Source organism: Polynucleobacter sp. AP-Ainpum-60-G11, from assembly GCF_018688375.1.
Lineage (GTDB): Bacteria > Pseudomonadota > Gammaproteobacteria > Burkholderiales > Burkholderiaceae > Polynucleobacter.
Genome location: NZ_CP061318.1, coordinates 275,670 through 299,020, shown reverse-complemented (window position 1 = coordinate 299,020; position 23,351 = coordinate 275,670). Strand labels below are relative to the sequence as shown.

The following is a 23,351-nucleotide window of genomic DNA, read 5'->3' as shown; positions in this document are numbered from 1 at the left end:
TTATTCTTCCGCAATTAACCAGGTTGCATTTTTAATTGCAAGCTTGATCTGTTTAAATTTATTTTCATTACACATATCTAGATAACTCATATACCTAGATCTTAATTTGCCATTTGCCAATACAAATATCTTATTTGCATTGGCGATATAACTTGGTTTTACCGAGACCCGTTTAAATAAATGCTCTGAACTCTCACTTAAAAACATCGAACCAATACTTAATCTTGTTCTTGCTTTGTCTGGAAATATAGACGCTATGTGACCATCTTCACCAATACTTAATAGGATTATATCCATCCGACTTGGCAATAGAGAATCATAATTGATTAAGGCACCCTTAATATCTTTATCTACATCACCAAAATTAAAATAATTTATGTAGCTAGGGACCTTTCCATCAAAAAGTACATTTATAATTTTTTTTGAATTCGAGTGTATGCTTCTTGAGCTAACACATCTTTCATCTGTTATATAAAAATGTATTTTATTGCCGTACTTTTTAATGAATTTTTCTTCACTCCACTTTCTATATACTTTTTCCGCTGAATTGCCCCCTGTCAACATTAAAGTACATATTCCATTTTTTTTTATAGCATCCAAGATTGCACTCTCGATAATAGCGGCAGAGCGATTGCCCCAATCCTCTTTTGCAAAACATAGGGCATTATTGGATATTAATTTGCATACATTTAACATGCTATTTTATATATTTATTGTAATAACTCTTCGAATTTTTCATTCCAGTTTTTACTCCACCCCTCTGAGAATTGAGCATATTCCGCTATAAATTCATTCCGCAAAGTTTGTATTTCCGGTCGAAACCACCAATCTGTCATGGTATTCTCTAATTCATTTAATTTAATAGCTGCAGAATTTGGAGTCCGATGAATGACCCCTAACCCTATAAACTTTAATATAAATTGATTTGCCCTTAATCTAAATGATGAAATCTTGTCATCATAGAAGCAAATTGTAGGAATATTAGCGTATAAAGACTCTAAAAAAGGAGTGCCAAAATAATTATGTACTTGATATGAATATTCGCCGGTTTTATATCTCTTTTTCTTAATCGAATATCCAGATTTTATTAGCGCCTCCTCCAAATTAATTCCACCCGTGTATTTGTAGGAAATATCCATATTGACTTCCCTTAACTTACCTATAAAACTTATAGTATCGTCAACTAAATTTCTTGTCTGCTCACCAAGATGATAATTTTCAAACCTTATTGGGTACTTGTGATAAGAACCCGAAACCAAAATTCCAGATTTAGACTTATACAATGCCGCTGAGTATCTGGGGGGTATTGATAAAGGTTCGGTATCCTCGCCCTCCTTCCACCCCCAAGTGAAGAATTTTTTACTAACTGATCTCTCATACCCCTCAAGGGTATGATTTTCATCAACACCATAACCATTTCCGCATTGGTGCGTAAGCAAGCTTAATCGATCGTAATTAGATGCTGCCATAAATTTATATGGCTCTGAAGAGTGAATTGAATTCGCAGAATACAAGTATCTACAATTTTCAAAATAAATGGGATCTATCATTGCTTGATATCCCTCAAGGTAAACTATGGGGATATAGAGTTTTGCAATTCCCAGACATGCTTCTTCAAAATTATCTTGCAGATTTTTAATCCCACTTAATCTCCATGCCTTATCTAATTTAATACTCACTTCTTTACTTTTTTTAAAATAAATAGGAGAACAATTTTTTCTTAAACGAAAATAACTAATTTGATTTTCTAATTTATTTAAATATTTATTACAATGGCGTATGTGATACATATCATGAATCAAGATGCTTGAGGATCTTGAATAAAATGCAATAGATCTATCCTCCAAATAGCCATCCTCCGGTAATACTATTTTTAGATTTCGATTCGAATCCTTTGCATCCGCTACGATTGAATTTAGTCCGGAGTTTACAATGTCAGATTTAGCAAATCCCAATATTGAATTGTTAGAATTGGATGCCGGTATTATCAAATGATCTTTTTTATCAATCGAGAAAGTCTCGATGTTTTCCCATCTTTCGTATAACGTGTGCGAAAAATTTAATAGCCATGATCCTATTAATATTTTATATTGATCAATGGACCAGTTTATTTTATGGTATTCATTTAAATCTTTTGCAAGACTGCTAAGCACTATTTCATATGCAGCATTCGACTCCTTCTTTGCACTTCGTATTGCAAACTTATCCCACAGTATTTTGGAGCTCATTGGGCACTCATAAGAGTTAAACTAATTACAGCTTTTCGCCACTATTTTCTCTAGATTTTTTAATTCTTGGAGTTAATTTATCCTCTGGGACAATTCTTATAACTTTCTTATTTTGCACCACCATTTCTGCAGAATCGAATTTATGAGTATTTATATTGTGCATTTTGATTGAACTTCTTTTAAGTCCATATGAACAAAAGTAACATGCCTTGAATTCCTCAAGATAATTTCCATGCATAAAAACCGCTCTCAATTTCTTAAATCCAGGGCCATGCCAAACGTCATATATTGTTTGCTCGTTAATATCGCCTAATATGTTTGTGGCAGTGTAATCAGCGGTGCATTGATGTACCTTTCCGGTATATGCAATATTTACCCTTTGCCAAGGCGTTGGGCATTTATAAAACGGATCAAAGTCACGCTTAGTAAAGTTATCATAAGACCTAATATGATCAGATATTAAATTTATCCTATCTGCCAGATTGCCCCATGATTTTACAAATTTTTTATAGTCCTGAGTATCACTTACTGCTGATAATATAGTCTGCACTCGAATAAGAGGGTATTTAACTCCCTTTGAATCTCGATAGCTTTTTAAGCTCGAGACCTTGGAAACTGTTTCCTCAAAAATAGCTGGAGCCCTAATTTTATTATATACCTCCCCAACCCCATCCGCAGAAATGCTTATCCAATCTAATCCCGCATCAACCAAGGATCTTGAAATTTTATTCGTTAAAAGCTCTGCATTTGTTAAAAACCCAACCTCTTTGATACCTAATTTTTTTGCAAGTGAGACCATATCTACGATATTTGTATTTAGCAAGGGCTCACCACGCCACGATAGCTTTACCGAATAAACACCTCTAGCAGCACACTCTTCAATTATTTTTTTGTATAAGTCAAACTTCATGATTCCCTTTAGAGAATCATCCATATAAGTTGTGAAACACATTGGACATCTCATTTGACAAGCGCTAGCGACCTCTATATCAATATGAGAGGGGAACTCTGGTGTTACATAAATTTTTGGAAAGATTCTAAATTTCAACCTATCTTTTAGATGACTAAGAATATGCCCCTGCTTTATGAAATATCTTAGGTCATGAATTACGCCAAATATATTTACATAATCCTTTTCAAAAACAAAGAAATTTTTGAAAAAACTTTTAATTGCTGGTTTATTAATCATAGTTATTAATTTTTAATATTAAATTTGCATTTAATAGTTTTATTGCATTTTCATGTACAAGTGCAAAAGGTTTTTTAAGAATTTCTGAAATATCCAGTAATGTATTTTTTCCATCTGAATATGCCAGAATATCCATCATTATCCTAGAAGATTCGGATGAGCCAAGTGTAGCAATATTTTGATATAAACCCCTTTTACCCATCTGAGGTTCGCATATGAATTTATACATTGGAGTGAAATCATTCTCTAGGATTTGGATGGCTGTTTCATACATATGCAAGGATTCCATCAATCCTTCGGCTGATATAAAATCTAAATTATCCATTGAAGTATGGTATTCGCGATATTCACCGTACTTGCTTTTCATCATAGAGGCAATTGGCAAATCAACTCCTGGTGCGCAATACTGCCTTTCATCGCTCCCTCTATCCAAATAACTATATTTTTTATAGGGCGAATTTATGTAGTCAAGCGTGTGTATAGCAACTCTATCTGAGAGCGTGTCACCTTTTCTGGATGGAAGAAATGAATAAACCCCCGGATCACCGACACATGTGACATTAAATCCTGCTACAACATTTTTTTTTAAGTGATTAAAATTTTTACTTATGTAAGCAATCGAACCTATTGTTTCGGGTACAAATATTAATCTATAGGAATATTTTTTCTTTTGAAACTTTTGCAACCATATTGCCAAAGCAGTCACAACAATCGGTCCGGATAATTCGTTATTTGCCATTGATGGATGACAAATATACGTAGATATAAATACTTCTTTTTTTGACTCTCCTGGAATTAAAATTTCAGCATAGTTCATTACCCCTTTTTTTAATCCACTTTTTATTACTACGTGATATTTTCCAGACTTTTCAAACTTCTTTCTTTTATCATCTTCAATGCAAAAACCCCAAGTCTTTGAGTAGTAAGAGGTAACGTATGGAATTGCCTTTGGATTATCTTCCAATGAATATAGGTGGTGACTCAATTCCTCATAATCTATGAAAGCATCTATTGGCTGCGAGTAGCCTACTACATGTAAATTATTTTCCTTAAAATCAAGCAGTCTTTCACCGCAACTACTTTCAATATAGGCCTCTTCTATCCACCACTCATCTGGTACAACCCAATCAAAGACGTTTTCCCCGGACGGGATTGATTTGATTGCTAAGTCATTACATAACTCCTTAAAATATCTCAACGTTTCTCTCACACCCTCACCCGTAATACTTCTTGTTAAGGGAAATAAGTCAACTGCCCATCTATACATTTCTGGGCCTAAGTTTGAGGAGGAATGATCCACTACTTAACCCTCAACTGAACAAGTGCATAAGGATCATTTTTAAGTAAATTTTTAGAAGCAGCTACTAAATTCTCAGCCGTTGATACGTAAATTGGCACCCTACCAAGGGTGGATATATTTATATGGCGATTTTTTTTCATGTACATCAGAAGGTTCTTAGTATCTAAATTTGTACCTTCATCCGCAGCCCTAACGAAGTATTTCAATTTAATATCATTAGTTACACCATCGATATTTACTGAACCGCTAAAGTTTTTAAAGGTGCGGTAGACTACTTTGTTTAACTGCTCTACGTAGTGCAAGTAAGTAAATGCATCCAATCCACATCCCATTCCGCAAATAAAACTATTCATTCTATGCAAAACCCCAAATATTGAATTTTCTCCAAAACAGTCGCTAAAATCCGCCTCTAGAAAATTTTTAGTGAATCGTCCTCTTACTGCCACACTGAACATTGGATCTTGTGTTCTATGCACACCCGGCAATTTCATAAAGTAGTTTGAAAGTAATCCAACATCGCTAGATGTTTTATTGGCATCATAGACTTCGCCCTTGGTGACGCTATATGAAAACGTTGGCAATATTAGAGTGCCATTTACTCCGACCACCTCCTGCATTGCATCAAAAAAAATATGAAACTTTTCCTCTCTGGAGAGTGATTCAGATAGTTGCGATAACCCTAGAGCATCGGAGTGAAGCATCAAAACTGAGCCATCGGTAATTCCACAGCTTCTAAAGCTTTTCACAATTTGATCGTAGTCAATCACACTAAAGCCTTCATCTGTTGATAGCAGCTTCTATTTCACTTATCGTTTTAAGCTCCGCTATTTGCTCCAATGAGAATCGAATTGAAAATTCATCCTCTACGAGCAACAAAAAATTAAAATGCGCAAGTGAATCCCAAGCCTCGAAACTACCGACACCTACATTAGCAATATCCTGTGGTATCTCGTCATTAGGAAAAAAATTTACCAATAATTTTCTCAGTCTATCATCACTCATTAAATAACCCTATGTACTCAGAAGAATATTTATCAATTGCAATTTTGTAAACTTGATCGGCCTCAAATTTTAATCCTGAATGCTCTTTTGAATGGATATTCACTTTTTCAAAATTCAAATTCTCATATAGCGTGCTAACCAAAATGTTTCTTTCTGTTTTTCGATAAACACCATATAAACTTTTGATTTTTAAATTTTTTAACTCTGATATTATTTTATGAATAACCCAAGCCTCCAGATGCCTTCCTAAAACTCTACAGCTCATTAAAAAGGTGTCTATGCATGCCGATAAATTTTCACTATCAATTTTATAAATAACTAGCCCAATGATTCCATGGTCCCCATAATTATCTGATAACTCCATTAAAAAATGGCCATGATTGTCTGAATGGGCAATTTTTTGCAACTCGATACGACTATATCTTATACTTGTTAAATTAAACTGATTAGTTTTTAAGCATAATTGTTCAGCCCTACTTATAGAGCCATCAGTTATTTTATGTGCTTTAGGGCGCATTTGGATGGAACTTAAAAAACTATACTCGTCATTAACGACTTTTAAATTATTAATAAACTCTGTTCTCATTTTATATTGAGAAATTTTTTTTTGATCCTCTTCTGTGGTAGAGAATTTTGAGAAACAAGGATCGCTGAGGAGTAGATTTGTCCATTTAGTAACATCAACTGGCAGCTCTGGGGTATATACGGTGGGTAGATTTATTCTCATTTTCTCGCGTTCTATTGGATTGTCATCCCAGAATACAAAACTGTCCACCCCCAATCCTAGCTCTTCAGCGATATGTGACAATCCAACTGATTTCTCTTGCCACGATATTGAAGACGCAACAATGTCACTTTTCTTTAAGATCATTTCCTTGGATTTGTCAAAAACTTCCCATACCTCTGCTTCATTATTTTTGCTAATAAGCACTAAGATAATTCCAGCATTAGACAAAAACTTTGCTGCAGCTTGAAAATCTGAAAATACCTTTCCCACTCCATCTCCACCTATATCTAAACCACCAACCCCAACCTCCCCAACAACACCCCCCCATATTGTTCCATCACAATCAAGAGCCAACACCTTTTTAGATGGCGTGCAAATTCTATTGCATACTTCCGCTATAGCGTTTATACAAACACGCATCCCTGAACTTGATAATTGACATCTTGCAGCGTAGTAATTTCTTAAGTCAAAACTACTTTCAAAGCCAATGGATGAAAAAATATTATCCAAGTTCAGTAAATATAAACCCGAGGATTCGCTACTTAATTTATATAATGCTATTTCAAGATTCGCTGAAAATTTAGAGAAAATATCACGATTTATTGCACTACATATTGGATTTAACTTGCTCCGAGTAGAGTACGCAAATATTGTATTACCTCTCTTCGAGCTAATCCTAGATTTTAGTGCATTCTCCGTAAGGTCTAAAATAGAATCTAGATATTTTTCGTCAACCTTATCCATATTAACTAGATCATCCAGAAAGTATATTACGACTAGAAAATTTGAGTTGGATAAATGCAATGATTTAGCCCAATCACCAAATTCACCAAATTCAAGACCATAATTTTTAGCAAGGATATTCCAAGAAGGGGATCCTGGCATTAAGAAGGAGGTGGATGATATATTAATATTCATATTTTTAATTGTTCATAATTTTTACAATTTCGATTAGTGGTTTTAAATTTTTCTCAGAAGAATGTCTAAAAATTGAGTTTACTTGGTCTGTAATTAGAATAGGTATTCTTACAGCATGGGCACTTACATTCGTAAAATGCTTATTAATAAGCTCACATGTTTTCTCCCCAACAAACTTTGCGGCTGCATATTCATAATGATGATTATTTTTTTCGCTCAGAAAAATCGTTGAAGGATAAAATATTTTAATTTTCCCCATGTTCAATTTTTCGCATGTTAAGCATAAACTAAACAAACTTGAAAAATAGTGGTCGATAAAGTTTTTAAACAGTTTTTGATCGAAAACTTTATTTGGCTTATTATTTATAACGGGCGTTGCAAAATAATATATGTGTTTTATATTTTTTAAAATATCTCCTACGATACCATAATCATTATCCAAAACATTAAGTTTTTTTACTTGTGAGCTAAAAGGGAAAATATTATTGATTTCATTCATAACTCTGTTCGCGCCCGCTTCATCTCTGTAATAAGTTATATAAGTTTTCCCACCTTTTACAGCTATGATTTTAGCAACTAATTCCCCTATGCCTCTTGAGCCTCCTATTATTAAGCTATTAGCGCACTTAAATTCCTCACCTGATGTTAATTTAATTACATTCTCTATATTAGGCTGTTTAATAGACTTCCGTCTTCGCAAAGCCCTGATAGTACCAACCGCATGACCGGCCTCGAATTCTATTTCGTATAACTTAATACGACTCTCTATCTTAGAAATTCTATAGGTGAATGTTGACTTATCTTTATTGAATAACTTCAATTGAAATGATAGGAATAAAGATCTTTTACCAGGCACTATCATTCCAACAACATATGTCATTGATAAAATGGTTTTTATAAATTTTTTGCCATATTTATCAAAAATAAATGTATATTGATTTCGAAGGATTTCTTCGTTTGCATCCCAAATATTTCCGTTAAGAATAATCGTTCGACTGTTATTATTTGGTGATTTATTTTCTCTATTTTTATTTTCTTCTATATTTGAGTTTAGTAGCTCACCACTGGATGAAGGTTTATTCTCATTTGTTTTGCTAAATTTCATTGTGCAACATAAAGTTGCATCAGTGTATACATTCAAATTTAAACTTTTTTCAAATTGATTTTCAATTCTGTATATGACTTCTTCATCTACGGCTACTGTATTTTTAAAATCGCAAATAATGCAGTTATATGTATTTATATTTAGATTTAGGGAGATTAACCAATTTAATCCAGTTAAAAATAAATTAGCGCCATGAACAACCTCTCTCTTCGAGCCAAATTTAACCGCCTCTAATTCTTCCAGGTGAATTGGATTAGCATCACCTGAAATTTTAGCAAATAACCTTTGACTATCTTTTGTAAATACTTTTTTTAACTGTTCATCCTCAATCATTTAACCGCTTCTCATTCAATAAATCATTAGCAATCTTAACAATTTCAGTGGCTTTTGTATTTATTGTGACTCCTGAGTCACATAGTTTTCTTAGCCAAATAAGATCTAAATTAGAATCCAAGTCAAATCTCAAGTTTGGGTACTCCAAATTCTTATGCGGTTCTAAAAATGCTATTTTATATTTATTAACATTTTCATAAAAATAAGTTGTGATATGCTCGCGATACTTTTTATCGTCAAGAAAAGTTAGTCTTTCCAATTCTAATAATATATTCTTACTAAAGATCTCCGCGCCAAATCCGTCGGCATATTTACAACCATATTTAGGTGCATGGTTAAATGCCAAATCAACCTTTTTTTCAAAGTAAAAAGAAATTAGTGCATCGATTTCTTCAGGATCAATAAATGGATTATCCGCACACACTCTCACTATTACATTTGATCTAAGTTGATACGTAGACTTGCTAAATCTATCCAGCACGTCTAACTCACTCCCCCTAAATGCTTTAACCCCTATTTTTTTTGCAAGATCTACTATGCAGTCATCACTTTTGTTATGGGATGTAGCAACTACAACCTCCTTGACCATTTTTGCACGCATCACTCTGCATAGCACCCACTTCAAAATAGGATTACCGCCAAGGTTAATCATCATCTTTCCAGGAAGTCTTGATGAATTCATTCTTGCCTGAATAACTATGGCCACACTAAATTGACTCAAGCCTCAAACTCCTTCGATATCATCCCAATTTAATATGTGATCACTTTCTATGTTTCTTGCCGCAGTCTTGCCAATTATAAGGTCCCAGTGAATGGGGGAGATTCCAGTACCGGGTCTTTTATAGGTAAGATTTTCCTCGCTGAAAATTTCACCCACTCTCAAATCTTTTTTTGCAACTAAACTTCTTCTTGCATTTTTTCTTGCAATCTCTTCACTTTCAATCGGCTTTTTTGTCACCTCTTCACCCGCTAATGTGCATATTTTTGCAACAGCACCTGTAAAAATGGATAAATCAGACCAGTCCATCGCATGATAATGATCGTTTCCAGGTAGCTTTTTATCAAATGTAAAGTGCTTTTCAATAACTCTAGCTCCAAGAAGAAATGCAGTAATTAGCGGCAACATTCCCGGATCCGGCAAGGTATGATCAGAGTAACCAATAATAAAATCTGGATATAGATTTTTTAGCTCGCCTATCATCGACAAGTTCGCATTATCGTCGACTGTTGGATAGTTTAGAATACAGTGCATTAAGCATATACTCGTTGCGCCTTTTTTTTGAAGCTCTAATACTGCAATTTGAATTTCAGCTAATGTTGCAGCACCAGTCGAGAGAACAACTGGCTTCTTTTTTTGGGCAACTTTTCTGAGAAAGGGGATATTTGTAATATCAGCGGAAGCAATCTTATAGAAAGGCATCAATGGGTCTAAAAATTCTATAGACTCATCATCAAATGGCGTACATAAGAAATCAATATTTAATTTATTGCAGTATTCCGATAATTTAATGTACTCTTCTTGCCCGAATGAATCATACTTTTTAAATAGCTCAAACTGGCTGAGCGTTGGCTCTTTAGTAGTATCCCAGTATGCCGGTGAATTTTTTGATGCTAGTGTTTGCGCCTTATAACTCTGAAACTTTACTGCATTTGCGCCCCCTTTTTTGGCGTCATCAATCATTTTTATGGCTTTTTCAATTGAGCCCTCATGATTAACCCCAATTTCAGCTATTACATATGGCGGAGTCAAGCGCTTCACTGCAGTCTGATTTTTTTCATAAAAATAACTACTCATTTTATTCACCTATTTATCTATGCTTTTCATTTATCATTCTTTGATGATATTCCATAAGCTCAATATCTTTTGTCATATTATTTTGATGCTGTCTATATCTATATAGAGGCACCTCAAGATTTCCAAGATTAAATTCCTTGTAAAATCTTTTCATCAACTCTTTATCTTCATGCCTTAAAAAATTTTCATCATAAAGGCCAATTTTTAAAAGATGCTCTTTTTTAAACATAACCGCACATCCAATCGGATCGCTAGCACTGCTTTCTCTAGATAGCAGGATTTCTTCATCATTTACAAGTAAATAATCACATGCAACGCCATCATAATGTGAGTTTGTTACTAAAAAAATATGGAGAAAATTTAAAAAATTTTTATTAACGTAATCATCCGCATCAACCCTTACTATTAAAGAGCCCTTGGCATTTAAAATTCCGAGGTTTAGGCTGGCTGGTAACCCAAGATTTTTTTGATTCTCAATCACTCTAATCGCATCATGAAATAAGCTCAACGCATATGTCGTTTTATCTGTACTAGCATCATTAACAACTATTATTTCAAAATCTTCTTTTGGCATTGTCTGACCAATTATTGAGCGAAGACAGCGCCCTATATATTTCTCTTCGTTATGTGCGGCAACAATTACTGATATTATTGGCTTTAAATGATTCATGTAAATATTTTTTTCAAAGCTTTTGAAATTTTCTCTGGATAATTTGAATCCATTTTTATATTAATAGGCAAAGCTACCGCTCTCAAGAGTAAATCTTTGGATGCAGGATATGCGTTTGCTAAATCACCCTGACAAGCACCTACAAGCTCTTGCATATGAGACCACTCTCCTGCGAAATGCCAACTTATTGCTTCAGGCAGTATCTTAGTTGAGCAACCTATATTTAAGAATTCTTTTCTACACTTTTTTGCTATTTCTGAATTTTCTACGAAAAATATTAATGCGTCATGAGTTTGAATAGAGTTATCTGGTACAGTTCGAAACGTTATACCTTTAATGTTTTTTATTTTTTCATAAATCTTATAATAATTTTCTTTATGGAATTTTAAAATGCTATCTAATTTTTTTAGCTGTGCCAGTCCAACTGCGCCTTGTAATTCCATCATCCTATAGTTAAATCCACTAGATTTTCGCGTGTCCTCCCACCTAGGCACCATTGGATTATTTTCATGTCCGTGATCGTGCCAAGCTGAAGCGGCTAGATAGTCATCATTATTTTTAAAAACTATCATCCCTCCTTCTCCAGTTGTTATAGTTTTTGCAAAATCAAAGCTAAAGGTACCCATGCGCCCCCATGTGCCAAGCGCCTTTCCAGAAACAGATCCGCCACAACCCCAGGCTGTATCTTCTATCAAACTTAGCCCACACTCATTGCAAATTTTATTTATTTCTATTATCCGCGCTGGCGTTCCAAGCATGTGTACAACTATTACCGCCTTAGTCCTGGATGTTATTTTTTTTCTTAAATTCGCTGGGTCCATATTTAGAGTGTCATCGATCTCTGCGCATATTGGAGTTCCCCCAGCCTCAATAATTGCTTCAACCGTAGCCACAAAGGTAAATGATTGGGTAATAACTTCGTCGCCAGGTTTTAAGCCAATCGTCGCCAAGGCAATCCTTAGAGCTGCGGTGCCCGATGTAACTGCTAACGCAAAATTTGTGCTTAATTTCTCAGCAAACTTTTCCTCGAACTCTTTAACTTTAAAACACCCACCCCTTAAAGCATCGAAACCTTGTCTAAATAAAACACCGCCAGAGTCAAAAACTTCATTAACCTCTCTTTGCTCTTCAATTCCCATTAGCTCGTAACCAGGCATTTGTTTCCTTTATTACATCATTAAAAAAAGATTTTTTAACTTTTTATGAGTGAGAACTTCTTTAAATGTCGGGCCCAATGCGTTTGTCAATGGTTTTTCATGCATTAAAGCAGACTGACAGAGTGCAGTAATTTGAGTTTCCGACAGTTCAGCACAAACTCCGCTTGGAATTAATATATTTTGTAACTTAACCATATTCCAAAAATCATCGTAATAATCAGGGTAAAACTCTGACATCGCGCGCATCACAATGCAATTTGCTACACAATGATGCAATCCAAGGACAACACTCAAGGCCGCAGAAAGGGGGTGAACGATTCCAACATAACTAGTGGCTATTGCACATCCACCCAAGTAAGATGCCACCATTAGTTTTTCCCTATTTGCCGAGCTCATCATTTCTTTTGAAGAGAATACATCCCTGCATAAACTTAATACCTCGCGAGAGTAGGCATCACCAATTGGATTTCGATATGAGCCAGAAAGCGCCTCTGCGCAATGGATATAAGCATCCATTCCAGTATAAAAAAACTGCTCCCTAGGCACAGTCCTTGACAAATCGGGATCCAAAATAATCTGATTAAACACCGTAAAGTCACTATTCATCCCCAGCTTCAAACCCGACTCTACATTAGTCATAACGCAGGTTCTGGTTGCCTCGGCACCAGTACCTGAAATTGTAGGAATTCCAACTTTAAAGACTCCAGGTTCCTTAACCAAATCCCAGCCCTGATAATCTGCCGCGCTCCCACCATTTGTAAGCAAGTTAGATACTGCTTTTGTTGTATCTAGAGTTACGCCACCACCTAGGCCAACGATTGCAGCAGGTAATAATAAATTATTTTGCAAAATTAACTGGGTGAGATGATCTATGGATTTCGTTGTTGGTTCCTCAGCCGTAGAAATATAAATAACTCTATCTTCAGCTTTGACTGGAATAAAGCTTAATTTATCTCGAAAGAACTCATCTACAAGATATATTATGTGAGGGCCGACGCATTTAGAATCTGTTACTTGCTCTTTTCTGTGATTAATCACCTTCTCCAGGGAGTTTATTGAACCACTCCCTATAGAAAATCTATCTACATTACGAACAAGTTTTACACCCGTGTCTAGTAGCGCGCTCATTAAATCTCTTATAGGTAATTAGTCATTTATAGATCAGATTATCAGAATTTATTCTAAAAAACCAATCATTTCATTAAATCGGAATAGGATATAACCCTCCTGATAGTACCTTCGCCTAGCTCAATAATTTGACTACAACCTTTTAAAGAGGTTAACCTGTGTGCCACCATGATGATAGTAATATTCAATCCAAGTGCATCGATTGATTCTAATATTTTTGACTCATTAAGGCTGTCTAGCGCACTAGTAGCCTCATCCAAAATTAATATTTCAGACTTCCTATACAGGGCCCTTGCAATTCCAATTCTTTGAATTTGCCCCCCCGAAAGGGCCGAGCCCCGCTCGCCGACTTGTGATAAGTATCCCTCAGGCAGGTCATTAATTAATGCCTTCAGATTAGCCGCATCAATTACTTTATTGAGCAAACATAAATCGATGTCAAGCAGCGGCACTCCAAAAGCAATATTTTCTGCAATTGATGCATCAGCTAGATAAATAAACTGCGGAACATGGGCAATAATATTCTGCAGTTTTGCGGAATTCTCTTTTGTAACCAATACGTCATCAACCTTCATTGATCCGCCTGATGGAATCAATAGCTGCATACATAAATCTAACAAGGTACTCTTACCTGAACCGGTTTCTCCAATAATACCAAGCCTAGAACCCTTTTTAATTACTAAATTGATGCCATAAAGGCAAGGCTTTGACCGATTGGGGTAATGGTACTCTACTTCATTCAAAACAATTTCTGAAGTGAAACGTAATTTTTCTAAATTATTGCAATCACTTAAGATTCCTGCCTGTGGTTTATCCAGATGTTCAAATACGTCATCAAGAGAACTTGAGCTACCGCGAATGCTCGAAATTCCGTAATATATTTGTTGCATTGCTGGGAGTAATTTTTGTCCGCCTAAAGCAATGATCCCAAGTGTTGGAATAATACCAACCACACCTTGGTCATCATAAGACATAATATAAGCTAGAGCAGCGACCACGACCAGGCATAAATATTCAATTGCAAACCTAGGATAAATCCCAATGAAAGTATTTGCAGCTTGAGCTTCACGACGAATGGCATCTGATTTAGAAAATCTATTTACATAGATATCTTGGGTGCCACTTAAGATTACATCCCTTATCCCGCCAAAACCCTCATGAAGGTCTCGCATCTCCCTAAAATATTGCTCGGATATTTTTTTACTATTTTTTTTTAAAACTACTCTTGAGCAAGAGCTGATTGTTAAATATATTGTGCTGAACAGAATAAAAGCAGCGATTGCGGGTAATGGGCTAATGTAAATTATTGTTGCCGCAATAAAAATGGAAATTGTTGAGGCGCTAAATATATTTAAAGCTGGAATTAACAGACCATCCACAACAATTGCTGACTTATTGCTAATGATCGATATTAAATCACTACTATTTTTTTGAATGTGAAATTCGTAAGGCTGACACAGTAAATTTTTATAAATTTCAGAGCTAATTCTTGAGCCCATACTGAAGCAAAATTTTGTAGTGGCATATGTTAGATATATTCTCAGCAACCCAGATAATATAGCCACTAGACAAAATACAATCGTCAGGATTAAAGTTAGTTGGACGCTATTTTGTATATTAAAAATTTCTACAAACTTAGCTAAATATCTGAAATCGTATAATTTTTGCGGATCACTTAATGCGATTAAGAAAGGGACCAATGAGCCCAATCCCACTACCTCGGAGAGCGAGGCCGTTATCATTAAAAAGAATAAAAATGAAAATTTTTTACCGGCATGAAAATATGTGAATAGGTAATTAATTCTTTTAATTGTTTTTTTATACATATATCTTCTTACCGCTTATTTTCTTTTAAAATTTATACTATCTTAGAATGTTATCTGTGCTCATAATTCAATTGTCATATTTTGGCTGACCCAACGCCACGAATCTTCTAACATTTCGTGCAATGAACGTCTCGCCCTCCACCCCATAAGAAAAGCAGCCTTATCGACATTGGCGAAACAAGAGGCAATATCACCAGCTCTTCTACCAGATATTTCATAAGTAATCTTTCTAGAAGAGACTTTTTCATATAGATTTACCAACTCTAAAACACTGTAACCAGCACCTGTGCCTAAATTTATTATGGAGAATTTAGGCAGCTTTTTATTTAGATAATTTAAAGCTGCAACATGTCCTTCTGCCAGATCCATCACATGAATATAGTCGCGCACCCCAGTACCATCTAATGTTTTATAGTCATTGCCGAATATTTTAAGTTTATCAAATTTACCTGTTGCCACATGGGAAATGTATGGCACTAAGTTATTAGGTATATCATTTGGCTCCTCACCAATCAATCCAGATTCATGAGCCCCAACAGGGTTGAAGTAACGGAGGGCTATGATATTCCAAGCATCGTCAGAATTCGCCAAATCTCGCAGAATACTTTCAATGTGTAATTTCGTTTGACCGTATGGGCTTTCAGGGCACGTTGGATGCTCTTCATCTATAGGCAAATATTTTGGCACCCCATAGACCGTTGCGCTAGAACTGAAAACAAAAGTTTTTACTTGACATATTTTCATTGCCTTCAACAAAGAAATAGCCCCCCCAACATTATTGTTGTAATACATTAGGGGCTTTTGCACAGATTCACCAACAGCCTTCAGTCCGGCAAAGTGCATAACCGCTTCAATCTTCCCATCTTTTAATACTGATTCAAGCAAAACTTGATCGCGTACATCTCCTTGTATAAATATCGGGCTACTTCCTAAAATCTTGGCCAGATGACTTAGCACTTCGACTTTACAATTACAAAGATTGTCAAGAATAGTTACACGATGACCTGCTTCGGTCAATACTACCGCAACATGGCTTCCGATATAACCCAAGCCCCCTGTTAGAAGAATATTCAAGCGTTTAGCTCCATTAAATTTCGTCATTATAGGCAATACAAAGCTCGTGCAGTTCATCTTTTGGGGTTTACCACCACAGCTGTAAGAAATAAAAAAGACCGCTGTAGCGGTCTTTTTTATTTACATAGCAAGTAATTGATTTTGCCAAATGAAATCTAATTATGCTTTTTTAGCGTAAGCCGAGCACCAGCCTTTACCAGCAACCTGCTTACCTGCAAACAGCGAGCAGCCGCCAGCTGCTGCACCAACTTTACCTTGAAACAAAGCACAGTTATCGCACGCTTGGCCAGCGGCGTACTTAGCGTACTTAGCTTTATCTACAGAAGTAGCATTTGCTTTGTAACCCAAAGCAGCGGCTTGTGCATCAGTTTCAGCAACCATTGCTTGAGCTTGAATTTTGCCATTCAAGGCCAAGGTGCAGGCACCAGCAGCGGACAAAACCATAAATTGGCGACGACTATTTTTCATATGAACTCCAATGCGTGATATTGAATAAAGTTTGAATCTGATAAAATCATAGATCAGATCAAATGAGTCAACCATCTGCAATGTAAGCAACTGATTTAATTAGTTATTTTATTGATAATCGTTCTCAAACAAGAAAATATTGAGTCACTCAGAATTGAGCACAAATCCGGATTGAGCATTAGCGCCAGCCCTTGAGATTCATGTAGCAAATTCTCAGCAGGATATGCGCCCCAGTATCAACATAAGGTTAGACTTATGCACAACAATAAAGCCATCCTCTTGAATAAGTGGCTTTATTGTTCTTGGCGCAATCGACATTCACATCTGGATAAATCATTCATTAGCAACCAAGCAAAGACATGGCTACCAAACAAGTGCTCAGAAGTCTCACCCTAGTTTGTAGCAAGGGATGCTTCCTCATTCAGCAGCAAGTCTTTATCTCTTATCCAAAAGCGATAAAAACTCTCTTCGCAAATTGGGGTCTTTTAAGAAGGCTCCACGCATGACACTGTTCACCATCTTCGAATCACGATCTTTGACACCACGCCATTGCATGCAGAAGTGATCTGCATCCATCACGATCGCAACACCAATCGGTTTTATTTTTTTCTCAAGCATATCAGCCAATTCCACTACTGCCTCCTCCTGAATCTGTGGACGGCACATAACCCATTCAGTTAAGCGTGAGTACTTTGATAAGCCGATCAGCGCAGATTCTTTACTTGGCAGTACACCAATCCAAATACGCCCCATGATTGGGCAAAGATGATGAGAGCAAGCGCTGCGAACAGTAATAGGGCCAATGATCATCAACTCATTTAAGCGACTGACATTTGGGAATTTTGTTAGGGCTGGTTGCTCAATATATCGGCCATTGAACACTTCCTTAACAAACATCCTGGCCACACGTTGGCTGGTATTGTTGGTGTTGTGATCGCTCTCAGTGTCGATGACCAAGCTCTCTAATACCGCCTGCATTTTTTCTGCCACTTCATCTACCAAGCCCTCCAACTCACCAGGCTGAATGAATTTAGAAATGTTGTCATTTGCATGAAAGCGTGCCTTTTGCGTCTCAATGCGTCGACGAATCACTACAGACAATGGTAGTCCAGCATCACTCATTCTGGGAGTGGATTTTTGAGTAGCTTTCTTTGCAGACTTAACGCTAGAGACTTTCTTAGCGGGGGTCTTGCTAGCTGCTTTCGCAGGAATTTTTTTAGTAGGCATTTCTATTTATTGTCTCGCTGAATGTTATAAATTAGTTTTATTCTTTTAAATCTGGAAGAAAATTGATACCACGCAAACCAGGCCCGCAAGCCACAAAATGGATCGGGTAGTTGGCCAATTGGCTACATAGCAAACCAGATATGCAATACGTGCGATAACAAATCCGATTGCTAACAAATCAACTCTGGCTTGTGGTGCATTAGCCATAGATGCAATGATCACTGCAGCAAAAAAGAATGGGAGAGATTCAAAGAGGTTGGCTTGTGCTGCATTGGCACGCGCCCGAAATCCAGTCTGCTTTGCTAACCACTGACGTGGTGCGGCATTGTCATAACTCTCAAACCCTTTTTTAGCGATACCTGCTGCTACGTATGGGAATAAGCCCATGAACAGCACACACCAATAAGCAATATTCATGACTCTCCTTTTTTCTTGGAACCTATGCGACTTTCTTTGCCGTTGATGATATTGTGAATATTGCTGCGATGGCGCCAAATTAGCAGAAGACAAACTACCAGTAGCGCAATACCCATAGGCTGAAAGCCAAACAAAAATACAAAATAGATTGGGCCAAATACAGCAGCCGCCAAAGCAGCCAAAGACGAATAGTGCATGAACATCGCTACGATGATCCAGGTTCCCAGAGTTGCGGCACCCAAAATCCAATTAATGCCGAACAAAATACCGCAGGCAGTCGCGACACCTTTGCCACCTTTGAAACCATAAAAGATCGGAAACAGGTGGCCCAGGAACACAGCAATCACCACGCCACATAACAACCAAGAATTGAGTGTCGATGTCAGAGATTCATCGCCAAGCAAGATTCTCGCCAACATGACGGCAAGATAACCCTTTAAGGCATCACCAATTAAAGTGAGTACAGCTGCCAGCTTGTTACCGGTTCTGAGCACATTGGTTGCGCCTGGATTGCCAGATCCATAAGAATGGGGGTCAGGCAAACGCATGCACTTACTCACCACTACCGCAAAAGAGATGGAACCAATCAGGTAGGCAATCGGAATCAGCAAAAGATCTAAAGTTAAATTCATGGGGATATCTTAAACACTTATTACATTCTTGATGATTGCTGGGATCGGCACGCTTTATGTGCCTCTAGGATGGTGCTGCTGATGGATCGACTTCAGACGCTCTCTAGCGACGTGGGTATAGATCTGCGTAGTTGAGATATCAGCATGACCCAAGAGGAGCTGTACAACCCTCAAATCTGCACCGTGGTTAAGTAAATGAGTAGCAAAAGCATGGCGTAAGGTATGCGGAGATAAGGCAACGGGGATATTGGCAATGGTGGCATACCGCTTGATCAAGACCCAAAATGCCTGGCGAGTTAAACCAGTTCCCGTATGACGCCCCACAAATACCTCATCTGAAGTCTTGCCTTCAAGCAATGGCATTCTGGCATCAGCAAGATAACGCCGCAACCACTGCCCCGCCTCACCACCAAAAGGAACTAGCCGCTCTTTGCCGCCCTTGCCATTGACCACCCGAACTACACCTTCATTTAATCCTAGGGCTACTGTCTTTAAAGAAACGATTTCAGAAACCCGTAAGCCGCTAGCATACATCAATTCCAGCATAGTACGATCACGCAATCCAAGCATAGTTTCCACATCAGGGGCATTGAGTAAAGCAGTGACCTGATCTTCGCTCAATGTCTTCGGGAAACGCAATGCTTGTTTTGCGGCGCGCAAACTAATACATGGATCACTTTTCACCAAGTTCATCCGCAGAGCATGGCGATAAAAGCGCTTGAATACAGTCAGTCTTCGATTGGCGGTAGTTGCCTTATCAGCTCGGCGATGTGCAATGTATACGGTGAGATCTTTTTCAGTGACACTGTAGAGATCGGTACCCGAATCTTTTTGAAGCCACTGAGCCAAGAGCAATAGATCTCGGCGGTAGGCAGACAAACTATTTTGCGACAAGCCATCCTCCAACCAGCAAGCGTCACAGAAGCGCTCAATGGCTTCTTGGCTTGCCGGATAGATGACTGGCACAGCTACATTAGTCACGGAAGTTATTAAAGCCCAATGGCGCCTCGGTCACTTCTTTCTTGAGCAATGCCATAGTCTCTTGCAAATCATCGCGCTTAGTGCTCGTTACGCGAACCGCATCACCCTGAATGCTGGCCTGGACTTTGATCTTGCTGTCTTTAATAATGCGCACTACTTTTTTAGCCAACTCCGAAGTAATGCCTTTTTGGATCTTCATGGTTTGCTTGCGCTTATCGCTCCCAATAGTCTCTTTTTTGTCGTCTTTGAGGTAGCGAACGTCCACATTACGTTTAGCCATCTTACCGTAGAGAACATCACGAACTTGACCCAACTTAAAGTCGTCATCACCAAACAAGATCAAAGTCTCATCCTTTTGCTCCACTCGGCTATCGGAGCCTTTAAAGTCAAAACGATTGGTAATCTCTTTGTTAGATTGCTCGATTGCGTTTTTCAACTCAATCATGTCAGGCTCACACACTACGTCAAATGAGGGCATCTCAAACTCCTTAAATAATCTGGGTAATCAATTCTGCAAATTCAATCATTGCATTGTTACTTTTCAAGTTTTTCCATAAATTACGAACAGAAACTCGAACACGAATAAGATTGTGGCATGAACTCCGCGAAAAATGCGCCCAATCCAGCAAAATTGACCCCCAATCTGGGGCTCAAGCATCGGAATAGCTTTGGCCTAGATTCCACAGCGGAATTGGCGTATGAGATCACATCAGCGGATCAGTTGCCCGCCCTCATGAAAGAGTTTGAGGACAAAAAACTAGCTTGGCGTGTATTGGGTGGTGGCAGCAATGTCATTCTTCCAGAGTCTTTGCCTGGGGCAACCCTACTCATCAATATTCTGGGCCAAGAGCTTATTAAATCGGATGACAGCAACACCTGGCTCTCTGTAGGCGCTGGCGTTAATTGGCATGAATTAGTTTTCTGGACACTAGAGAACAATCTCCCGGGATTTGAGAACCTCGCGCTGATACCCGGCACGGTTGGTGCCGCCCCAATACAAAACATTGGGGCCTATGGTGTTGAAGTTGGGGGGTACATCGACAGCATCGAAGTATTTGATTCTGTGGCCCACGCCTTTGTGACTCTCCCGCAAGAGGCATGCCAGTTTGCCTATCGTGATAGCTACTTCAAGCAACATCCCAATCGATTTATTGTGACAAAGGTCGTTTTTAAAATCCCCAAATTTTGGCAGGCACGATTGCAGTACGCCGATCTAGCAAAACAATTTTCTGAGCCAAACTCCAGCACAAGTGCAAAGCAAATTTTTGATGCGGTGTGCGCTATCCGGTCTAAGAAATTGCCAGACCCTAAGGTCATTGGTAATGCTGGGAGTTTTTTCCAGAACCCGATTGTCAGCACCGAGCAATGCGAGCAATTGATTCAGAAATTTCCGAGCCTGGTTTCTTATCCCGACACTCCTAGCATGCGCAAACTAGCTGCAGGCTGGCTCATCGATCAATGCGGCTTTAAGGGCAAGCGCATTGGCCCTGTTGGCGTTTATGAAAAACAAGCGCTGGTGCTAGTGAATCATGGCGGCGGGACATCGACTGACATCCTCAATCTGGCAAAGAGTATTCAAGAAGAAGTGTTGGGTAAATTCGGCGTACAACTCGAGATTGAGCCAAATATTTTGTAGCTTTATTTCGGCAATTCAACTTTAGCGAACTCAACCTCCACTTGACCTTCGGCCAAGCGCACCTGAAACGCATTCCATGTATTCAACTCACTGGGATTGCGCACAACATGCATAGCCTGACCATCCTTTGAGTTTTCTTGATTACTCAGAATCACTGCATAGCCACGTTCTAAAGTTCTTTGTGGGTTGAGCATTTCAAGTTGAGACTGGAAGTGGCCTTGGTCACGTTTCCAATTTTCAACCCTAACCAGCCATGCTTGGTTAAGCCTTTTTTGCCAACCGCTAATTTGCTCACGCATGCGATCGGGATTGGGTAGAGCATGACTAAGACGCAAGGCAAATTGATCCAATGTTTGTGCTTCGCGCTCTACTCGCTGACTTACTCTTTGCAGCAATGCTTGCATGATGGCGTCTAACTCTTGCAACATTTGATCGCGTCGTGGCGCCGCTAATTCTGCCGCGCCCGTAGGAGTTGGTGCTCGCAAGTCAGCAACAAAGTCAGTGATAGTGACATCGGTTTCATGCCCAACGCCGCTCACAATTGGAATAGGAGACTGCGCAATTGCATAAGCCAGTTGTTCATCATTAAATGCCCACAGGTCTTCAATGCTACCACCACCACGCACCAACAAAATCACATCAACAGCATTTTCTTTTTCGGCAGCTTTCAGAGCAGAAATAATTCCAGCAGGGGCATCTGGTCCTTGGACCAGGGTTGGGTAAATCACAATGGGTATATGCGGCGCCCTTCTAGCAAGCGTGCTTAAGACATCTTTCAGAGCTGCCGCTTGCGGTGAGGTAACAATACCAATTACTCTCGGATGACTTGGAATGGGGCGCTTATTCTCAGCATCAAATAAGCCCTCTTTGGCGAGTTTGGCCTTCAGCTTTAAAAAAGCTTCATATAGACCACCCATACCAGCACGGCGCATGCTTTGCACCGTCAACTGAATGTCCCCACGCGGAACATAAAAACCGAGATTGGCGGCAACTTCCACCAAATCCCCAGATTGAGGCATAAATCCGACTTGTCCATTGCGGCCGCGGAACATCACGCAGCGAATCTGCCCCTCTTCATCCTTCAAGGAGAAATACCAATGGCCACTGTCATATGCCTTGAAATTGGAAATCTCCCCGCTCACCCAAACGGTATCGAAGCGCTCCTCCAAAGAGCTAGCAATGGCGCGGTTTAGATCGCCAACACTGAGGATTTCCCTTGATATTTCCGACATTTTTTCTCTTTTTCTACACCAGCATTAGGTCTTGGGGCCAATAAATATCCACAGAAGCCAATTCGCCCTAGGTTGAATACTCAAAAGTAAGTAATTACTGACCCAAAACGTCTCATAAAACCAACAGATAATCTGTATCCCATTGATTTATATCATGAATTATTAAGCTCTATCTTAGACTAAATCCTACAAAATAGACTGTCATCACCATCAATCAAGGACTTACAACATATTTTCTGAAAAGTTTTGCACAGAGTTATCCACAGGATGCCTTTGTGAAAACCCATTTTTAATTCAGCTAAAGTA

General features: G+C 38.2%; 23 protein-coding genes. 1 reads left to right on the top strand and 22 read right to left on the bottom strand.

Annotated elements, in window-relative coordinates; genetic code table 11:
* The 21 genes from FD971_RS01600 to FD971_RS01500 all read right to left on the bottom strand — a co-directional run bounded on the left by FD971_RS01600 (position 1) and on the right by FD971_RS01500 (position 20,655).
* Positions 1-696 (bottom strand): 6-phosphogluconolactonase, encoded by a 696-nt coding sequence (locus tag FD971_RS01600; protein WP_215334381.1) that lies wholly within the window; start codon positions 694-696, stop codon positions 1-3.
* Positions 697-710: 14 nt separating this feature from the next.
* Entirely contained in the window at positions 711-2,228 is a 1,518-nt protein-coding gene (locus FD971_RS01595) for a hypothetical protein (RefSeq protein WP_215334380.1), read from the bottom strand.
* Positions 2,229-2,253: 25 nt separating this feature from the next.
* On the bottom strand, positions 2,254-3,417 hold the full coding sequence (locus FD971_RS01590) for a radical SAM protein (protein WP_215334379.1): 1,164 nt from the start codon (positions 3,415-3,417) through the stop codon (positions 2,254-2,256).
* Entirely contained in the window at positions 3,410-4,717 is a 1,308-nt protein-coding gene (locus FD971_RS01585) for a DUF4910 domain-containing protein (protein WP_215334378.1), read from the bottom strand. The genes FD971_RS01590 and FD971_RS01585 overlap by 8 nt, the downstream gene beginning before the upstream one ends.
* On the bottom strand, positions 4,717-5,484 hold the full coding sequence (locus tag FD971_RS01580) for an AAC(3) family N-acetyltransferase (protein ID WP_215334377.1): 768 nt from the start codon (positions 5,482-5,484) through the stop codon (positions 4,717-4,719). Before FD971_RS01580 ends, FD971_RS01585 begins: the two co-directional genes overlap by 1 nt.
* 10 nt (positions 5,485-5,494) lie before the next feature.
* Positions 5,495-5,719: an acyl carrier protein gene (locus FD971_RS01575; protein WP_215334376.1), complete on the bottom strand. Its 225-nt coding sequence runs from the start codon at positions 5,717-5,719 to the stop codon at positions 5,495-5,497.
* Positions 5,712-7,364 (bottom strand): HAD family hydrolase, encoded by a 1,653-nt coding sequence (locus FD971_RS01570; protein ID WP_215334375.1) that lies wholly within the window; start codon positions 7,362-7,364, stop codon positions 5,712-5,714. The genes FD971_RS01575 and FD971_RS01570 overlap by 8 nt, the downstream gene beginning before the upstream one ends.
* Before the next feature lie 4 nt (positions 7,365-7,368).
* On the bottom strand, positions 7,369-8,802 hold the full coding sequence (locus FD971_RS01565; protein ID WP_215334373.1) for an SDR family NAD(P)-dependent oxidoreductase: 1,434 nt from the start codon (positions 8,800-8,802) through the stop codon (positions 7,369-7,371).
* Entirely contained in the window at positions 8,795-9,523 is a 729-nt protein-coding gene (locus FD971_RS01560) for a cytidylyltransferase domain-containing protein (protein ID WP_215334372.1), read from the bottom strand. Before FD971_RS01560 ends, FD971_RS01565 begins: the two co-directional genes overlap by 8 nt.
* 3 nt (positions 9,524-9,526) lie before the next feature.
* Entirely contained in the window at positions 9,527-10,597 is a 1,071-nt protein-coding gene (locus tag FD971_RS01555; RefSeq protein WP_215334370.1) for an N-acetylneuraminate synthase family protein, read from the bottom strand.
* Between the two features lie 13 nt (positions 10,598-10,610).
* Positions 10,611-11,267, bottom strand: coding sequence for a glycosyltransferase family 2 protein (locus FD971_RS01550; protein WP_215334369.1), 657 nt, complete (start codon positions 11,265-11,267; stop codon positions 10,611-10,613).
* A complete protein-coding gene (locus tag FD971_RS01545; protein WP_215334367.1) occupies positions 11,264-12,424 on the bottom strand; it encodes a DegT/DnrJ/EryC1/StrS aminotransferase family protein in 1,161 nt (386 codons plus the stop codon). Before FD971_RS01545 ends, FD971_RS01550 begins: the two co-directional genes overlap by 4 nt.
* 12 nt (positions 12,425-12,436) lie before the next feature.
* Complete coding sequence (locus tag FD971_RS01540; protein WP_215334365.1) at positions 12,437-13,552, bottom strand: iron-containing alcohol dehydrogenase family protein; 1,116 nt, start codon at positions 13,550-13,552, stop codon at positions 12,437-12,439.
* Positions 13,553-13,617: 65 nt separating this feature from the next.
* Complete coding sequence (locus tag FD971_RS01535) at positions 13,618-15,378, bottom strand: ABC transporter ATP-binding protein (RefSeq protein ID WP_215334364.1); 1,761 nt, start codon at positions 15,376-15,378, stop codon at positions 13,618-13,620.
* 60 nt (positions 15,379-15,438) lie between these two features.
* The gene (gene galE, locus FD971_RS01530) at positions 15,439-16,452 is read right to left on the bottom strand and encodes a UDP-glucose 4-epimerase GalE (protein ID WP_251368654.1); all 1,014 of its coding nucleotides are present in this window, start codon (positions 16,450-16,452) and stop codon (positions 15,439-15,441) included.
* A 159-nt stretch (positions 16,453-16,611) separates the two neighbouring features.
* Complete coding sequence (locus FD971_RS01525) at positions 16,612-16,920, bottom strand: high-potential iron-sulfur protein (RefSeq protein WP_215334360.1); 309 nt, start codon at positions 16,918-16,920, stop codon at positions 16,612-16,614.
* A gap of 435 nt (positions 16,921-17,355) precedes the next feature.
* Positions 17,356-18,042, bottom strand: a complete 687-nt coding sequence (gene folE, locus FD971_RS01520) for a GTP cyclohydrolase I (protein ID WP_251368693.1) — start codon at positions 18,040-18,042, stop codon at positions 17,356-17,358.
* 150 nt (positions 18,043-18,192) lie between these two features.
* Entirely contained in the window at positions 18,193-18,564 is a 372-nt protein-coding gene (locus FD971_RS01515; RefSeq protein ID WP_215334356.1) for an MAPEG family protein, read from the bottom strand.
* Positions 18,561-19,196: a glycerol-3-phosphate 1-O-acyltransferase PlsY gene (gene plsY, locus FD971_RS01510; RefSeq protein WP_215334354.1), complete on the bottom strand. Its 636-nt coding sequence runs from the start codon at positions 19,194-19,196 to the stop codon at positions 18,561-18,563. Before plsY ends, FD971_RS01515 begins: the two co-directional genes overlap by 4 nt.
* Before the next feature lie 54 nt (positions 19,197-19,250).
* On the bottom strand, positions 19,251-20,186 hold the full coding sequence (gene xerD / locus FD971_RS01505) for a site-specific tyrosine recombinase XerD (RefSeq protein WP_371743069.1): 936 nt from the start codon (positions 20,184-20,186) through the stop codon (positions 19,251-19,253).
* Positions 20,170-20,655 carry a YajQ family cyclic di-GMP-binding protein gene (locus FD971_RS01500; RefSeq protein WP_215334350.1) on the bottom strand — a complete coding sequence of 162 codons (486 nt, stop codon included), beginning with the start codon at positions 20,653-20,655 and terminating at the stop codon, positions 20,170-20,172. Before FD971_RS01500 ends, xerD begins: the two co-directional genes overlap by 17 nt.
* 117 nt (positions 20,656-20,772) lie before the next feature.
* Between FD971_RS01500 and murB the strand changes: the two genes are divergently transcribed.
* Positions 20,773-21,813: a UDP-N-acetylmuramate dehydrogenase gene (murB, locus tag FD971_RS01495; RefSeq protein ID WP_215334348.1), complete on the top strand. Its 1,041-nt coding sequence runs from the start codon at positions 20,773-20,775 to the stop codon at positions 21,811-21,813.
* A 2-nt stretch (positions 21,814-21,815) separates the two neighbouring features.
* On the opposite strand, the gene xseA is transcribed toward murB, so the two are convergent.
* Positions 21,816-23,045 carry an exodeoxyribonuclease VII large subunit gene (gene xseA / locus FD971_RS01490; protein ID WP_215334346.1) on the bottom strand — a complete coding sequence of 410 codons (1,230 nt, stop codon included), beginning with the start codon at positions 23,043-23,045 and terminating at the stop codon, positions 21,816-21,818.
* Between the last annotated feature and the right edge of the window lie 306 nt (positions 23,046-23,351).

Excerpts from the sequence above, each read along its gene's own strand:
- FD971_RS01600 (WP_215334381.1), bottom strand. The coding sequence starts at position 696 with ATGTTAAATGTATGCAAATTAATATCCAATAATGCCCTATGTTTTGCA.
- FD971_RS01595 (WP_215334380.1), bottom strand. The coding sequence starts at position 2,228 with ATGAGCTCCAAAATACTGTGGGATAAGTTTGCAATACGAAGTGCAAAG.
- FD971_RS01590 (WP_215334379.1), bottom strand. The coding sequence starts at position 3,417 with ATGATTAATAAACCAGCAATTAAAAGTTTTTTCAAAAATTTCTTTGTT.
- FD971_RS01575 (WP_215334376.1), bottom strand. The coding sequence starts at position 5,719 with ATGAGTGATGATAGACTGAGAAAATTATTGGTAAATTTTTTTCCTAAT.
- FD971_RS01570 (WP_215334375.1), bottom strand. The coding sequence starts at position 7,364 with ATGAATATTAATATATCATCCACCTCCTTCTTAATGCCAGGATCCCCT.
- FD971_RS01565 (WP_215334373.1), bottom strand. The coding sequence starts at position 8,802 with ATGATTGAGGATGAACAGTTAAAAAAAGTATTTACAAAAGATAGTCAA.
- FD971_RS01555 (WP_215334370.1), bottom strand. The coding sequence starts at position 10,597 with ATGAGTAGTTATTTTTATGAAAAAAATCAGACTGCAGTGAAGCGCTTG.
- FD971_RS01550 (WP_215334369.1), bottom strand. The coding sequence starts at position 11,267 with ATGAATCATTTAAAGCCAATAATATCAGTAATTGTTGCCGCACATAAC.
- FD971_RS01545 (WP_215334367.1), bottom strand. The coding sequence starts at position 12,424 with ATGCCTGGTTACGAGCTAATGGGAATTGAAGAGCAAAGAGAGGTTAAT.
- FD971_RS01540 (WP_215334365.1), bottom strand. The coding sequence starts at position 13,552 with ATGAGCGCGCTACTAGACACGGGTGTAAAACTTGTTCGTAATGTAGAT.
- FD971_RS01535 (WP_215334364.1), bottom strand. The coding sequence starts at position 15,378 with ATGTATAAAAAAACAATTAAAAGAATTAATTACCTATTCACATATTTT.
- FD971_RS01525 (WP_215334360.1), bottom strand. The coding sequence starts at position 16,920 with ATGAAAAATAGTCGTCGCCAATTTATGGTTTTGTCCGCTGCTGGTGCC.
- folE (WP_251368693.1), bottom strand. The coding sequence starts at position 18,042 with ATGAGTGATGCTGGACTACCATTGTCTGTAGTGATTCGTCGACGCATT.
- FD971_RS01515 (WP_215334356.1), bottom strand. The coding sequence starts at position 18,564 with ATGAATATTGCTTATTGGTGTGTGCTGTTCATGGGCTTATTCCCATAC.
- plsY (WP_215334354.1), bottom strand. The coding sequence starts at position 19,196 with ATGAATTTAACTTTAGATCTTTTGCTGATTCCGATTGCCTACCTGATT.
- FD971_RS01500 (WP_215334350.1), bottom strand. The coding sequence starts at position 20,655 with ATGCCCTCATTTGACGTAGTGTGTGAGCCTGACATGATTGAGTTGAAA.
- murB (WP_215334348.1), top strand. The coding sequence starts at position 20,773 with ATGAACTCCGCGAAAAATGCGCCCAATCCAGCAAAATTGACCCCCAAT.
- xseA (WP_215334346.1), bottom strand. The coding sequence starts at position 23,045 with ATGTCGGAAATATCAAGGGAAATCCTCAGTGTTGGCGATCTAAACCGC.